Origin of the sequence: Aeribacillus sp. FSL K6-1121, assembly GCF_038003725.1 — a bacterium.
Lineage (GTDB): Bacteria > Bacillota > Bacilli > Bacillales > Aeribacillaceae > Aeribacillus > Aeribacillus composti.
Map to the genome: position 1 here is coordinate 305498 of NZ_JBBOPS010000001.1, position 14871 is coordinate 320368.

15 protein-coding genes and 1 other annotated feature are annotated in these 14871 nt (G+C 37.6%); of the genes, 12 read left to right on the forward strand and 3 right to left on the reverse strand.

Going from position 1 to position 14871, the window contains the following annotated elements; all coding sequences use genetic code 11:
* Positions 1-126: 126 nt before the first annotated feature.
* From NSQ61_RS20195 to NSQ61_RS01540, 4 genes are all read left to right on the forward strand, one after another.
* Positions 127-255, forward strand: a complete 129-nt coding sequence (locus NSQ61_RS20195) for a tRNA-dependent cyclodipeptide synthase (protein ID WP_081912311.1) — start codon at positions 127-129, stop codon at positions 253-255.
* Positions 256-591: 336 nt separating this feature from the next.
* The gene (locus tag NSQ61_RS01530) at positions 592-1170 is read left to right on the forward strand and encodes a tRNA-dependent cyclodipeptide synthase (protein ID WP_340805761.1); all 579 of its coding nucleotides are present in this window, start codon (positions 592-594) and stop codon (positions 1168-1170) included.
* Between the two features lie 7 nt (positions 1171-1177).
* Positions 1178-1288 carry a tRNA-dependent cyclodipeptide synthase gene (locus tag NSQ61_RS01535; protein ID WP_340805762.1) on the forward strand — a complete coding sequence of 37 codons (111 nt, stop codon included), beginning with the start codon at positions 1178-1180 and terminating at the stop codon, positions 1286-1288.
* A gap of 21 nt (positions 1289-1309) precedes the next feature.
* Positions 1310-2518, forward strand: a complete 1209-nt coding sequence (locus tag NSQ61_RS01540) for a cytochrome P450, cyclodipeptide synthase-associated (RefSeq protein WP_034769956.1) — start codon at positions 1310-1312, stop codon at positions 2516-2518.
* A 656-nt stretch (positions 2519-3174) separates the two neighbouring features.
* Here the strand turns inward: NSQ61_RS01540 and NSQ61_RS01545 are convergent.
* From NSQ61_RS01545 to NSQ61_RS01555, 3 genes are all read right to left on the reverse strand, one after another.
* Entirely contained in the window at positions 3175-3507 is a 333-nt protein-coding gene (locus NSQ61_RS01545) for a hypothetical protein (RefSeq protein ID WP_035499421.1), read from the reverse strand.
* 34 nt (positions 3508-3541) lie between these two features.
* A complete protein-coding gene (locus tag NSQ61_RS01550; RefSeq protein ID WP_008880476.1) occupies positions 3542-3721 on the reverse strand; it encodes a hypothetical protein in 180 nt (59 codons plus the stop codon).
* A gap of 750 nt (positions 3722-4471) precedes the next feature.
* A complete protein-coding gene (locus NSQ61_RS01555; RefSeq protein WP_063387491.1) occupies positions 4472-4831 on the reverse strand; it encodes an MmcQ/YjbR family DNA-binding protein in 360 nt (119 codons plus the stop codon).
* A 540-nt stretch (positions 4832-5371) separates the two neighbouring features.
* Positions 5372-5623, forward strand: a binding site (T-box leader).
* Between the two features lie 87 nt (positions 5624-5710).
* On the opposite strand from NSQ61_RS01555, the gene ilvB reads away from it, so the two are divergent.
* The 8 genes from ilvB to NSQ61_RS01595 all read left to right on the forward strand — a co-directional run bounded on the left by ilvB (position 5711) and on the right by NSQ61_RS01595 (position 14870).
* On the forward strand, positions 5711-7435 hold the full coding sequence (gene ilvB, locus NSQ61_RS01560; RefSeq protein ID WP_063387453.1) for an acetolactate synthase large subunit: 1725 nt from the start codon (positions 5711-5713) through the stop codon (positions 7433-7435).
* Entirely contained in the window at positions 7432-7950 is a 519-nt protein-coding gene (gene ilvN, locus NSQ61_RS01565) for an acetolactate synthase small subunit (RefSeq protein ID WP_063387454.1), read from the forward strand. Before ilvB ends, ilvN begins: the two co-directional genes overlap by 4 nt.
* A 13-nt stretch (positions 7951-7963) precedes the next feature.
* On the forward strand, positions 7964-9022 hold the full coding sequence (ilvC, locus tag NSQ61_RS01570) for a ketol-acid reductoisomerase (RefSeq protein ID WP_257790183.1): 1059 nt from the start codon (positions 7964-7966) through the stop codon (positions 9020-9022).
* Positions 9009-10553: a 2-isopropylmalate synthase gene (locus NSQ61_RS01575; protein ID WP_339193188.1), complete on the forward strand. Its 1545-nt coding sequence runs from the start codon at positions 9009-9011 to the stop codon at positions 10551-10553. The genes ilvC and NSQ61_RS01575 overlap by 14 nt, the downstream gene beginning before the upstream one ends.
* Before the next feature lie 23 nt (positions 10554-10576).
* Positions 10577-11689: a 3-isopropylmalate dehydrogenase gene (gene leuB, locus NSQ61_RS01580; RefSeq protein WP_063387457.1), complete on the forward strand. Its 1113-nt coding sequence runs from the start codon at positions 10577-10579 to the stop codon at positions 11687-11689.
* An 84-nt stretch (positions 11690-11773) separates the two neighbouring features.
* The gene (gene leuC / locus NSQ61_RS01585) at positions 11774-13189 is read left to right on the forward strand and encodes a 3-isopropylmalate dehydratase large subunit (RefSeq protein WP_340734101.1); all 1416 of its coding nucleotides are present in this window, start codon (positions 11774-11776) and stop codon (positions 13187-13189) included.
* Between the two features lie 16 nt (positions 13190-13205).
* On the forward strand, positions 13206-13799 hold the full coding sequence (leuD, locus tag NSQ61_RS01590) for a 3-isopropylmalate dehydratase small subunit (RefSeq protein ID WP_063387459.1): 594 nt from the start codon (positions 13206-13208) through the stop codon (positions 13797-13799).
* A 90-nt stretch (positions 13800-13889) separates the two neighbouring features.
* Positions 13890-14870: a tetratricopeptide repeat protein gene (locus tag NSQ61_RS01595; RefSeq protein WP_339193186.1), complete on the forward strand. Its 981-nt coding sequence runs from the start codon at positions 13890-13892 to the stop codon at positions 14868-14870.
* The last annotated feature ends 1 nt before the right edge of the window (position 14871 follow it).

Here is a 14871-nt window from a genome sequence, read left to right on the forward strand (position 1 = left end):
AAATGATAATTCGCATAACTCAATAATGTTTTTGAGTTGTGTTATATTATGTTAAATGTTTAATGTTAACTTATTAATCATAGTTAGGGAAAGGAGTTTTTTTAATGCAACAAGTTATTAAAAGATTTGTTCCATGTTGTTCCACCATCTAGAAATTGCGAGGAAATTTATAAGAATAAGACTCACATGCTCTTAGGTATCAGTCCCTCTAACAATAAGTTTTCCCAAAACTATATTCATCAACGGGTTAGATAAACAACAATGTGAAATTGTGTCAATATCCATGAAACGCCAAACAATACATTCTTATTATCACTCGATTCAGTTCTTCTGATCGATTCTCTAGTTGTGATGAATTCTTGTGATGGATGCTTTTAAAACTTTCCCTTTAGTGCTTTCTATCTTATTGTTAACTGGTTAACAATAATACTAAAGGAATTTTCGTGTGTTGTCAAGGGGGTTCGAATAATAATTTGTTCAATTCGATAATGTTTGACAATATTTTTGGGGTGTGTTATATTATCGTTAACCAGTTAATATTAACCGGTTAATATTAACTGGTTAATTATAATTGGGGAAAGGGGTTTTTAAATGCAACAAGTTATTAAAGATTTGTTCTATGTTGTTCCACTATCTAGAAATTGTGAGAAAATTTATAAGAATAAGACTCACATACTTTTAGGTATCAGTCCCTTTAACAGTAAGTTTTCACAAAACTATATTCACCAACTTATTGATTGGTCATCAAAAAATTTTAAAAATGTGACCGTTTTATTAGCTGGAGATGAAGCTAAGAACTTACTTGAAGCCCTCGGAACTCCTACAACAAAAGCGGAAAGAAAAGTCAGAAAGGAAATCAGACGTCATTTCCGTTTTAGCGAAGAAGCATTAAGGAAAAATGGTAGAGAGATTGATATATATACTTTTTCAGATTTTAAAAACAACAAAATTTATAATGAAGTTTATCAAAACGTAATTTATTACTTTGAAAAAGATGAAAAATTTAGGAAATCTTGTTTGGCAATGTCTCATGATGCACTTTCTAGCCGAGCGAAGTCTTTAAATATGGAAGATATAGAAATTACAGATAATATGTTATTTCACGCTGTAAAATACGTATTAGCAGAACTACCTTTCTTTCTATCAGGGTGCTTCAATTCTAGGCTATAAAGAGTCCGTGCTTGCATATCATAGACCATGGAAATTAGGAGAGAAAATAAAAAATTCAGAATTTTATATTAAGATGAGTGACAACCAAGGCTATATCATCTTGAAACAAATTAATTAATATTTGAAAGGAGTTTTATATATGCTGCAACAAAGTAAAATAAGTATTTTTTCAGAAGCTTACTCAAAAGATCCTTACAAGTTTTTCCCTTATTTTAGAACACAAGAGCCTGTTTTTTATGAAGAATCTATTGACTGTTATTTTGTTAGTAATTATGAAGATGTAAAATATGTTTTAGAAAATGAAGAAATATTTACTACTAAAACGTTAGCGAAACGAGCTCAACCAGTTATGCGTGATAGAGTTTTAGCCCAAATGACTGGAAAAGAGCATAAAGAAAAAAAGAAAATGATAATGAAAGGGCTCACAGGTGAAAATCTCAAACGATTACTTTCTTTATTCAAACAAAATGCTATTGAAGTCTTAAAACCTTATCTTAATCGTGGAAAAATAGACTTAGTAAATGATTTTGGCAAGATATTTGCTGTTCAATCAACAATGGATATGTTGGGCTTAGATAAAAAGGATCAAGAGCAAATTGCCGAATGGCACAAAGGCATAGCAAAATTTATTACTTCTTTCAATCTCTCTGATGAAGAAATTGAGTATTGCTTTTGGTGCAGTGAACAGTTAGAAAAATATTTACTTCCAATCATAGAAAGTAAAAAAGACTCTTCTGGAAACGATTTAATATCTATACTACAACGTTCAGAATTTAATGGCATAAAAATGACTTCTCAGGAGATTCTTGCCCTAACATTGAATATTTTATTGGCTGCAACTGAACCTGTCGATAAAACTTTAGCTTTGCTATTTTACAATCTACTTCAAAATCCAAAACAATTCGAGGATGTAAAAAATAATCGCAAGCTTTTGAAGAATGCTATTAATGAAACATTGCGTTTTAAACCTCCAGTTCAATTTATTCCTAGACAAGTTTCTAGAGAAGTGACTATCAAAGGAGTTTTGATTCCTAAAAATGCAGTAATTATAAATATGATTGGTGCTGCTAATAGGGATCCTAAAGCCTTTTCAAATCCAGATAAATTTGATATTTATAGAAGCATTGAAGATAATAAAGCTTTCACTAGTCACTCACAAAATCTAGCATTTGGGTATGGAACACATACTTGTGTAGGGGCTTCCTTAGCGCTTATGCAATTAGAACTTGTAGCAAATATTATTTTAGACAGTTTTAAAAACATTGAGTTGGACGAGTCTTTTTCGTATGAAGAAAAAGGATTATATACTAGAGGTCCAGTTTCTTTAGTTTTAAAGTTCACTACATAGTGAACTCGAGACTTTTCTGAGATTCAAATATATCAATAAATTTATAGAATCAAGAGTTGTTCCTTTTCGGACAACTCTTTTTTGGCTTTATCATACTGTTTGGAAATCAAATCAACTTTCTCTTTCCTGAATCTGATGTTATTTTCACTTTACCTTAGAGCTTATTTGTTTGCATATAAAAATGAGAAAGCTATTTAGCTCTCTCTTCTTTTTTCATATCTTCTTCAATTTTGTGTAGATCGTATAGGCAGGATAGAACGAAATGTTGGAAGGAGAAAAAGCGGATTTCTCTGCTTTTTTTTGCTTGAAATAGCAGCCAAACAGAATTTTGTATGGAATAAAAGAGCATATATATTCATTCTGGAGAGTCTCGTGGCTGTGCTTAGTTTGATTTCGAAGGTTCGGATGGTTAATCCTGGATTTTGAAGTATCCCTTTTTTATAAAAAAGATGATGGAGATAAAGGATACTTACATAAGGGGATTGTCCAAAAAGTTAAAACGAGAGATGCTTAACTTTTCGGACAACTCATTATCTGTTTTTGGAGAGGCATTACTTGGAGTAACTTATATCAGCTTTTCCATATGGATACTATCTTGTTCCAGAACCACTTATATAGGAATAACGATATTTTTACTTAACAATCAGATAATTAGCTTATCCCTTTTTCATTCGTTCTAAGATTTTTTTAGTTTCATTCATTTGGGGTTTGGAGCCAAGTCCTATTATTTTTGCTAGACTGTATGTTCCTAACGCAATAAGTCCTCTTTGAAGGAAATTTTTTGCTGTTGCTCCTAGTCCGCCGGCAACAAACTCATTAACATATTCAAGGGTCTGGTTTGTAATTTTGGATGCTTGATAATATCTTTTTAATTTGGACTTATGAACTTTATATGTGACAATTTTAATCTGTCCGACATAAGGAGAGTTCCCTTTAGCTTGTACTTCTTCTGATGTAAACCAAGTACTAATACTAGAGTCATTGCACAAAGGGATATCTTTTTCACTATTTTACGTCCTAACTTTATATATAGTTTTTACGCATAATAGAAAACATCATAAGGTGGGTTATAATTAAATAAAGGATAAATTGGATGACCATATTTCTGTCTTCAAATCCCACAAATAAATAATCCAGCAATAAAAAGCCTATTGCCGTCAGTGTCGCTGATAAGATCGCTTTGATGATTACATTGGCTTTCATAAAGGTATACCTCCTTCAAAGGTAATTATAACTTATTTTGTTAAGTTATTACAGAAGTGATTTTTACCTAAATTTAGGAAGATAAAAACTACACTAAAGAAACATTACAATACACATTATATTATCAGAAAATTCTTTTTTTGTTGGCTGAATAATCCGATCTTTTAATGTACTGCCAATCATGGTTGTACCAACTGCGATGCACGAGTTTTTCAAAAGTGCAATTAAAAAAGGCGGAGGAATCCGCCTTTTTTGTACGGGATAGCAGCTGAAAATAATTTTGCACAAATTTTGCATGGGATGAACGAGCATGTCTATTCATCCTTGAAATATCAATAATTTTGTGATGTGGTTGTTATCCCTGTTGGGACGCCATTTATGTTAATTTTGAATAGGATGAATTTATTACATAATGCTCATAGATATTGATATGTCAATATTTATGAGCTTTTAATTTTTGCTTTTCTGATAAAGAGTTTGAACAATTAGTAATTTAAAAAAATAATTAATACAGTTTATTAGACAGAGTAAGGATTTAGCTTGCTCTGCTTTTTATCGTTTCAATGTTTAAAAATTTATTGCTGCAGGCCTATGGTTTCTATGCATTAAAAGACTAGCATGTGTATAAGCGAAATCCGTGGATGCAAATCCAATTCTAAGCTCCATTTAAAAAGATTTGAGGCTTTTCACTGAGGAGGAGTTCACATCTAATAAGTGACGCCCAAAACAGCAATGTCATTATTTCCTAAGTTATTGCAGTTTTATTTGCTTTTGTATTTTCTTCGGCAATTTTTGAAAAACAAGTTCGTAGGAACGAAAAATCAGGTTTTCCAAAATTTCCTCCGGGATGTTCGTGTTAAAATATATTGAGATCCAATGATTTTTGTTCATATAGTAGCCTGGAATGACGCCATCGTAATTTTCTCTTAATTGTTCAGAATGATGCGGATCACATTTTAACGTGATGATTGGCTTTCCTTCAGAATCACATCCTATAATCGCAAATATTTTGCCTCCCACTTTATATCGGTCTGCTTCCCAATCAATTTGGTAATCATGAACAGAACCGGGAAGTTTGAGACAGAAAGATTCAAGCTTTTGTTTGTTCATCATATAATCTCCTCCACCATATATTGTTCCAAATATTTTTTATACAACATACTTTGTCTTTTTTCCTTCTTCCGAAATTGCTCGTTTCAAGTGAAGGGCTTTTATTTAAAATCGAATAACGTTCAAGGTTTTAGAACATACATATGCTGCATTACTGTTTAAAACAGATTACAGCCCTCTTTCTGAAGTGTTCGGGTTGCCGAGCCTTTAAGAAAAACTGGTGTAATTTCGAATAAAATGGATGTTTTTTCTTTTGCCGCATTTGTTGAAAACGTTGGCTATTCAAATTAATTTAAATAAAATATTACGCACATTTTGCCTAATGGCTTGGAATCGATATTTATTTCAATTTAGAGCATAAAAAATTTTCATTGTATTATAAAATGTTGAAATAATGAGTTTGTAAACGTTACCAAAAAAACTGTTTCATAAAAATAATCAAATAATTCATAAAAATGGTGTTGACACTTTTGAAAAATCAGCGTATTATAAGGCTCAAACATAAATTTTCGTAGAAGAATTGAATGTAAAAATTTATAGATGAAAACGATGAAGAGGATTAGTAATCTTTGGTTAAGATAACTCCAGAGAGCCGGGGGAGCTGAAAACCGGCGTTATCACCAAGGATGAACTCGCCTCCGAGTGCCTTTTCGAAAGCGGACAGCGAGTAGGATTGGCCGGGTGCATCCCAATGCACTCGTTAGGAAAAGAACGGATATTCCGTTCATGAGGTGATCGATTTGATCACGAAGAAGGGTGGTACCGCGGGAATTCAACCTTCTCGCCCCTTTGGCCTGCTATAAGTGGGTTTCATAGGGGCGGGAAGGTTTTTCATTATCTAAAAATTCTATCACATCTGTTTAAAAGGAGGATATATTCATGACTGCGAATGTACAGTTGGATGAGTTGAAAACCAAATGTACAACAACAACCATGACGGGGTCGGAAATGCTCATCGAAGCCTTAAAAAGGGAAAATGTAGAAGTCATTTTCGGCTATCCCGGTGGAGCCGTTTTGCCAATATATGATAAGCTATATAATTCTGGAGTCTTTCACGTCTTAACAAGACACGAGCAAGGAGGAATCCATGCTGCTGAAGGATATGCACGTATATCCGGAAAACCGGGTGTCGTCATTGCCACTTCAGGACCTGGTGCAACCAACTTAGTGACAGGGCTTGCGGATGCATTAATTGATTCTTTGCCGCTCGTCGTCTTTACAGGGCAAGTAGCAACAACTGTGATCGGTTCTGATGCTTTCCAAGAAGCAGATGTGATCGGAATTACCATGCCCGTTACAAAACATAATTATCAAGTTCGGGATATAAATGATTTACCGAGAATTGTTAAAGAAGCGTTTCATATCGCAACAACTGGAAGACCAGGACCTGTATTGATCGATATTCCAAAAGATATTTCACAGGCGGAAGGCAATTTCGAATATGATATGGAATTGTCATTGCCTGGCTACCAGCCGAAATTAGAGCCGAATTACTTGCAAATCCGCAGGCTGGTGGAATCGGTCAGCAGTGCAAAAAAACCGGTGATTTTAGCTGGTGCCGGCGTTCTTCATGCCAATGCTGCGAATGAACTGAGAGAATATGTTGAACAGCAGCAAATTCCGATCACAAACACTCTACTTGGATTAGGAAGTTTCCCAGCGGATCATCCTCTATTTTTAGGAATGGCAGGAATGCATGGAACATACGCGGCTAACATGGCTCTTTATGAATGCGACTTATTGATTAGCATCGGAGCCCGCTTTGATGACAGAGTGACAGGAAATCTTAAACATTTTGCGCCTAATGCAACTGTAGCACATATTGACATTGATCCTGCCGAAATTGGTAAAAATGTTCCCACACAAATTCCGATTGTCGGCGACGCGAAGCAAGTATTGAAGCTTTTGATCGAGCAGGAAGGAAATAAAGGCGATCATCAAGAGTGGATTCAGCATCTTGCTGAATATAAAAAAGAATATCCATTATGGTATGAAAAATCTGAAAATGAAATCAAACCTCAAGAAGTGATCGAAGAAATTTATAAACAAACAAAAGGAGAAGCAATTGTTACAACAGATGTAGGCCAGCATCAAATGTGGGCTGCGCAATATTATCGCTTTAATTCGCCAAACAGATGGGTGACATCGGGCGGACTTGGAACGATGGGCTTTGGACTCCCTTCAGCTATCGGCGCGCAATTTGCTGACCGCAACAGAACGGTTGTCGCGATATTGGGTGATGGAGGGTTCCAAATGACCTTCCAAGAGCTTGCGGTAATCAAAGAGCACAATTTGCCAATCAAAGTAATCGTTCTGAACAACAATTCGCTCGGTATGGTTCGCCAATGGCAAGAACTCTTTTATGAAAAACGTTATTCTCATTCCGTCTTTCAAACGCAGCCTGATTTTATTAAATTGGCAGAAGCGTTTGGAATAAAAGGAGTAAGAATCCAAAATCATCAAAATCTTAAGACAGTGTTGGAAAAAAGCTTTGCAAACAGAGAGCCGGAGCTGATTGAAATCGTCGTAGCACCGGAAGAAAACGTATATCCAATGATTGCTCCTGGCAAAGGACTGAATGAAATGGTGGGGATAAAGAAATGAAGCGAATCATTACGCTGACTGTCATGAATAGATCAGGAGTTTTAAACCGAATTACTGGCCTGTTTACGAAAAGACACTATAATATCGAAAGCATTTCTGTCGGCCATTCGGAAATAGAAGGCGTTTCGCGAATTACATTTGTTGTAAATGTTAAAGAAGAAAAAGAAGTTGAACAAATTACAAAGCAATTAAATAAGCAAATTGATGTGTTGAAAGTGATGGATATCACAAATCAATCAATTGTTGCAAGAGAACTAGCATTAATTAAAGTTGTTGCAAATCCATCGACAAGAATGGAAATATACGGTGTGATCGAACCGTTTCGCGCATCGATCATTGATGTTAGCAGAGACAGCGTTGTCGTACAGGTAACAGGTGAGCCGAACAAAATTGAAGCGCTGATTGACTTATTGAAACCGTACGGCATCAAGGAAATAGCAAGAACAGGACTGACAGCTTTTCCTCGCGGTACACAAAAGCTGCAGCAGTCCGAAAAAACTTTTTCAATCGTCTAATACATTTTTAAATATAGTAAAACATTTAAGAAAGGGAGATGTACAAATGACAAAAGTATACTATAACGGAGATATTAACGGAGCTGTATTAGAAGGGAAGAAAGTAGCGATTTTAGGATATGGTTCTCAAGGTCACGCGCATGCTTTAAATTTAAAAGAAAGCGGCGTAGATGTAGTAGTTGGCGTTAGAAAAGGTAAATCATTTGAAAAAGCTCAAGAGGATGGATTGGAAGTTAAAACAGTTCGTGAAGCTGTTGAAGAAGCAGACATTATTATGGTGCTTGTTCCGGATGAAAAGCAAAGAGAACTTTATGAAAATGAAGTGAAGCCGGGACTAAAAGCAGGAAATGCTCTCGTATTTGCCCATGGATTTAACGTTCATTTCAATCAAATTGTTCCGCCAAGCGATGTGGATGTATTTTTAGTTGCACCTAAAGGCCCAGGTCATCTTGTGCGAAGAACTTACACTGAAGGAGCTGGGGTTCCGGCATTGATTGCTGTTGAGCAAAATGTAACAGGTCAAGCGAAAGAATTGGCTTTAGCATATGCAAAAGCAATCGGATCCGCACGTGCCGGCGTTCTTGAAACAACGTTTAAAGAAGAAACAGAAACGGATCTTTTCGGTGAGCAAGCAGTGCTTTGCGGCGGGTTAACATCCCTTGTGAAAGCTGGATTTGAAACGCTTGTTGAAGCAGGTTACAAGCCTGAAGTTGCATATTTTGAATGTTTGCACGAACTAAAATTAATTGTGGATTTACTGTATGAAGGCGGACTTTCCAACATGAGATACTCCATTTCCGATACAGCTCAATGGGGTGATTTCGTATCTGGACCGCGCGTAATCGATGCGCATGTAAAAGAAAACATGAAAGCTGTATTGAATGATATTCAAACTGGAAAATTTGCGAAAGAATGGATTTTGGAAAACCAAGTAGGAAGACCGCAGTTTAACGCGATCAACAATCGTGAAAATGAGCATCAAATTGAACAGGTCGGAAGAGTGTTAAGAGACATGATGCCGTTTGTAAAGCCTAAAAATAAGGAAGCGGTGGTAACTGGTGCGAAAAATTAACTTTTTTGACACAACCTTAAGAGATGGCGAGCAATCCGCTGGAGTAAACCTAAACTTAAAAGAAAAATTAGAAATCGCAAAACAGCTGGAACGAGTTGGAATGGACATTATTGAGGCAGGCTTTCCTGCCTCCTCTCCAGGAGATTTTCGCTCAGTACAGGAAATTGCCAGAACAATCAAAAATTCTTCTGTTACAGGATTGGCGAGATCTGTTAAAGGAGATATCGATGCGGCGTGGGAAGCATTGAAAGACGGGGCGGAGCCAAGACTTCATACGTTTATTGCAACATCGCCTGTTCATCGGGAATATAAATTGAAAATGACGAAGGAGCAAGTGATCGAGCGTGCAGTAGAATCCGTCAAATATGCAGCGAAATTTTTTCCTATTATACAATGGTCTGCAGAGGATGCCTGCCGCACTGAACTCGATTTTTTGGCGGAAATTGTTGAAAAAGTGATTGAAGCCGGCGCGAAAGTCATCAATATTCCTGATACTGTAGGCTATATCACTCCGATTGAATATGGCAAAATATTTGAATATTTAAAACAAAATGTGAAAAACATTGATCAAGTCATTTTGTCCGCTCATTGCCACGACGATTTAGGAATGGCAGTAGCGAACGCTCTCAGCGCTGTAGAACATGGAGCAGGACAAATTGAAGGTACGATTAACGGAATTGGAGAGCGTGCGGGCAATTCAGCTTTAGAGGAAGTGGCTGTCGCTCTGTACATTCGAAAAGACTATTACAAAGTTGAAACAAACATCCGCTTAAATGAAATTAAGAGAACAAGTGATTTAGTGAGCAAATTGACAGGAATGATAGTTCCGCCAAACAAAGCGATCGTCGGGAAAAACGCTTTTGCCCATGAATCTGGCATACATCAAGACGGTGTGCTGAAAGAAAAAACAACATATGAGATCATATCTCCTGAACTTGTTGGGGTACAGTCCAACAGTTTAGTATTAGGAAAACATTCTGGTCGTCACGCATTTCGGGTAAAGCTCAAGGAATTAGGCTTTACAATGGATGAAGAAGCGACAAATCGTTTATTCACTGCTTTTAAGGAACTTTCTGAAAAGAAAAAAGAATTGACGGAAGATGATCTTGTAGCTCTTGTATTAGAAGAACAATTAACAGGTGAAGAAGGAACATATGAACTTTGTGCGCTGCAGGTAACATATGGTACGACTGGAGTCCCGTCTGCCACTGTGACGCTGAAAACGAAAGAAAACGAGGAAATTCAAGAGGCTGCGACAGGAAATGGAAGCGTAGAAGCTATTTACAATACGTTAGAACGCTGTTTGAAGCAGTCCGTCACTTTGCTGGACTACCGAATCCAATCTAATTCAGGAGGACGCGATGCGTTAGCGCAAGTATATGTAAAAGTTAACGTGGACGGAATTGAAATGGGAGGACGCGGCATTGCCCAGGATGTGCTTGAAGCATCTGCCAAAGCCTATCTAAATGCTGTCAACAGGGCGATATTACTCAAACATACAGCGAAGGAAAAACATCAGGCGACTGTATAAAATCATGAAAGGGGTGGAACGTGATGAAGAAAAAAATCGCTGTTTTGCCGGGAGACGGCATTGGAAAAGAAGTAGCGAACGGAGCTATTGAGGTTTTAAAGGCTATTGGACAATATTACAAACATGATTTTGAATTTGAATTCGGCTTAATTGGCGGAGAAGCGATAGATAAGTGCGGGACACCTCTTCCTGAAGAAACGATTGAATTATGTCGTTCAAGCGATGCGGTTTTATTAGGAGCTGTAGGCGGTCCGAAATGGGATAAAAATCTTCCTGAACTCCGTCCGGAAAAAGGATTGCTAGGCATTCGAAAAGAGTTGGACTTATTTGCAAATATCCGCCCTGTTCAAACTTATAAAGCCCTTCAAGAAATATCTCCGTTAAAGGGAGAAAAAATAGAAGATGTTGACTTGGTGATTGTACGCGAATTGACAAGCGGACTTTATTTCGGGAAACCGAGTGAAAGAATCGTTTCAGACGGAGAAGAAGCAGCGGTTGACACGCTTTTTTATAAACGGAAAGAAATTGAACGCATTTTGGAAACAGCTTTTCAAATGGCGCAAAAACGCCGAGGAAAAGTAACGTCTGTTGATAAGGCAAACGTGCTTACAACTAGCAAGCTTTGGCGTGAAATTGCCGAAGAATTGGCTTCTAAATACCCTGATGTCACATTGGAGCATATGCTTGTTGATAATGCGGCCATGCAATTGATCCGCATGCCAAGCCAGTTTGATGTGATTGTGACGGAAAATATGTTCGGTGACATTTTAAGCGATGAAGCATCCATGATTACTGGATCGTTGGGCATGCTTCCTTCAGCAAGCTTATCAAACAGTGGATTGCACTTATATGAACCAGTGCATGGATCGGCTCCTGACATTGCCGGCCAAAACCTGGCAAACCCTGTCGGAATGATTTTATCTGGTGCGCTCATGCTCCGCTATTCCTTTGATCTTCATGAAGAAGCTAGAGCCATTGAAAAAGCGGTTAAACACGTGTTGGATTCCGGAAAGTGCACGAGAGATTTAACAAATAATGAAGGTGCATTTATTCATACAACTGAAATGGTGGAAGAAATCAAAGAAGTGCTTGCGAACGATTATGCACTATTAAATATTATCGATTCCTACGAATAAAATGGGGGGGTGTGGGCTTTTCCGGGAGGAGAAGCTCACCGTTTTCTTAATAGATACAAAACAGGAAATAGGGGGAAAAAGAAAATGAAGCCTCGAAACATAATAGAAAAAATCTGGGATGATCATGTGGTCGTAAGGGAAGAGGGAAAACCGGATCTGCTTTATATTGACCTTCATCTCATACATGAAGTTACATCACCGCAAGCTTTTGAAGGATTGAGACAAAACGGACGGAAAGTGAGACGTCCTGATCTCACCTTTGCCACAATGGATCATAATATCCCAACCGTGAACCGCTTTGTCATTGAAGATGATGTAGCTAAAAACCAAATAAGTGCTTTAGAAAGAAACTGCCAAGAATTTGGAATTACTCTGGCAGGATTAGACAGCGATGATCAAGGAATTGTCCATGTTATCGGTCCGGAATTAGGGCTTACTCTTCCAGGAAAGACTATTGTATGCGGAGACAGCCATACATCGACACACGGCGCTTTTGGGGCGCTGGCATTTGGAATCGGAACAAGTGAAGTAGAACACGTTTTGGCCACTCAAACATTATGGCAGCACCGTCCGAAAACTTTGCAAGTGAAAGTGACAGGATCTTTGTCAGAAGGAGTCACGGCCAAAGACGTCATCCTTTACATTATTGGAAAATTTGGTGTTGATTTCGGTACAGGCTATGTTATTGAATATTCGGGTGAAGTGATTGAAAGCTTATCAATGGATGAACGGATGACTATTTGCAATATGTCAATCGAAGCAGGTGCCCGCGCCGGTTTAATAGCTCCGGATGAAACAACCTTTAATTATATAAAAGGAAGAAAATATGCTCCGAAAGGGGAAGAGTTCGAAAAAGCAGTTGCTTACTGGAAATCTTTAAGATCTGATCCAGGAGCTACATTTGATAAAACGATTGAAATCCGCGGGGAAGACATCGCACCGATGGTTACCTGGGGTACAAATCCAAGCATGGTGCTGCCTGTTGACCATTCGATTCCGACACTTGAGGATGCACGCAATGAAAATGAAGCAGCTTCCTTCAAACGGGCGTATGAGTACATGGGACTTGAACCGGGAACGAACATTCAAGACATTGAAATCGATTATGTATTCATTGGATCATGTACAAACTCAAGACTAACTGATTTGCGTGCAGCGGCGAATGTAATTAAAGGACGAAAGGTTGCTCCAAATGTGAAAGCGATCGTAGTTCCAGGCTCCCAAAAAGTAAAACAAGCAGCAGAACAAGAAGGATTGCATGAAATTTTCATCAATGCTGGTTTTGAATGGAGAGATTCTGGATGCAGCATGTGTTTAAGCATGAATAACGATGTCGTGCCTCCTGGAAAACGATGTGCGTCTACTTCCAACCGCAACTTTGAAGGACGTCAAGGGAAAGGGGCAAGAACTCACTTAGTGAGTCCTGCAATGGCAGCACTGGCAGCAATTTATGGTAAGTTTGTTGATATTCGGACAGAGAAGCTTGAAGCAGTAAAATGAGGAGGGAAGAAGCAGCATGCAGCCTTTTACAACATTAACTAGCCATATTGCAGTATTAAATAGAACAAATGTGGATACGGACCAAATCATTCCGAAACAATTTTTAAAACGAATTGAACGGACAGGTTATGGAAGATTTGCTTTTTTTGATTGGAGATATTTAGATAATGGTGAGGAAAATCCACAATTCGAGTTAAATCAGCCAGTCTACAAAGGCGCACAAATTTTGCTAGCTGGCGAAAATTTCGGTTGCGGTTCATCAAGAGAGCATGCTCCATGGGCTTTAGCAGACTTTGGTTTCCGCGCAATTATCGCGCCTAGCTTCGCAGATATTTTTTATCAAAACTGTTTAAAAAACGGAATCCTGCCGATACGGGTCAATGAAGAAGTGTTTGAAACATTGCTCAAAAAAGCGGAAGGAAATGTGTACGAATGCACGATTGATTTAGAGCAGCAAAAAGTATTTGATCAAGAAGGATTTGAGTTTCATTTTGACATTAATGAGCATTGGAAGGAAATGCTTTTAAATGGACGCGACGAAATAGGATTTACATTATTATATGAAGAGCAGATCAGCCAATTTGAACAAAAGGCAAAAGCGTGGGGATGATGATTGCATCCTCCGCTTTTTCTTTTGATTCTTGTTTTCTCGTTGCTCAGCTGGTAAACTTGTAGCAAAATCATAAAGAGGTTTTCTACAATGAAAAAAGCGAATGGAAAAATCATTCCCTTTCCCCGACTTAATGAACGATTGATTGAAAAAGGAATGAATGCGTTACATAATAAACAATTTGAACAAGCGCTCGACCTTTTTTTAGAGGCGAGATCTTGGAATTCAAATCACCCTGATATTGAAATAGGAATTGCTTTATGCTTAATGGAGCTTGGAGAATATCAGGAAGCAAAACAAATTTGTAAAAAAATGCTTCACGAAGCAAAAGGAAATTATTTTGAAATATTGCAGATGTATTTAACGATTTTAGTACAGCTTGGACAATATGATGAGGTAAAAACGACGATTGAAGCGGTTTTGGAAGAAAATAAACTTCCGGCAGCACATGCAGAACAGTTTTACAAGCTGCTTCATTTTAGCCGGAGGATGAGCGAAGAGCAAATCAGTCCAGAACCGAATGACGATGATCTTTTCAGCAGGCTGGACAAGCAAATTTCCTACATACATTCGATCAAAAATAATAATAATGTTAAAAAAAATTTACATACGATTGAAGAGATGCTTCAGTCAAAAACGGTCCATCCGGTTGTGAAAACAATGCTGCTGCAAATATTGCGAGATCATGAAATAGCACGAATAATGACCGTTGAGAAATTCGGGGAAACTACCGCTGTAAATCCTATCCATCTTCAAGATTTATTAGAAATGACGTTTGCCAAAAAAGTGCTCAATCTTTTGGACGATTTTTTAGGAAATGAAAATCCAACCCTTTTCGAAGCTGTAAAAGATATATGGATTCGTCATTTATATGTCATGTATCCTTTTCATCCTAAACCGGAAAATGCAAATATTTGGGCAGCAGCGCTTCATTACGTTGGCTACGAAATTTTTGGGATCGTCATCAAGCTGACGGAAGTTGAGCGGATTTACAACATAAAAAGTGCTGAGTTTATTTCAGTTTGCGATAAAATTAGACAAATTGAAGAAATTTCAAACATTAGATGGTAGA

What these genes read in the sequence shown, in the direction of transcription:
- ilvB (WP_063387453.1), top strand. Translation starts at nt 5,711, where the DNA reads ATGACTGCGAATGTACAGTTGGATGAGTTGAAAACCAAATGTACAACA.
- leuB (WP_063387457.1), top strand. Translation starts at nt 10,577, where the DNA reads ATGAAGAAAAAAATCGCTGTTTTGCCGGGAGACGGCATTGGAAAAGAA.
- NSQ61_RS01530 (WP_340805761.1), top strand. Translation starts at nt 592, where the DNA reads ATGCAACAAGTTATTAAAGATTTGTTCTATGTTGTTCCACTATCTAGA.
- NSQ61_RS01550 (WP_008880476.1), bottom strand. Translation starts at nt 3,721, where the DNA reads ATGAAAGCCAATGTAATCATCAAAGCGATCTTATCAGCGACACTGACG.
- leuC (WP_340734101.1), top strand. Translation starts at nt 11,774, where the DNA reads ATGAAGCCTCGAAACATAATAGAAAAAATCTGGGATGATCATGTGGTC.
- leuD (WP_063387459.1), top strand. Translation starts at nt 13,206, where the DNA reads ATGCAGCCTTTTACAACATTAACTAGCCATATTGCAGTATTAAATAGA.
- NSQ61_RS01540 (WP_034769956.1), top strand. Translation starts at nt 1,310, where the DNA reads ATGCTGCAACAAAGTAAAATAAGTATTTTTTCAGAAGCTTACTCAAAA.
- NSQ61_RS01555 (WP_063387491.1), bottom strand. Translation starts at nt 4,831, where the DNA reads ATGAACAAACAAAAGCTTGAATCTTTCTGTCTCAAACTTCCCGGTTCT.
- NSQ61_RS01595 (WP_339193186.1), top strand. Translation starts at nt 13,890, where the DNA reads ATGAAAAAAGCGAATGGAAAAATCATTCCCTTTCCCCGACTTAATGAA.
- ilvN (WP_063387454.1), top strand. Translation starts at nt 7,432, where the DNA reads ATGAAGCGAATCATTACGCTGACTGTCATGAATAGATCAGGAGTTTTA.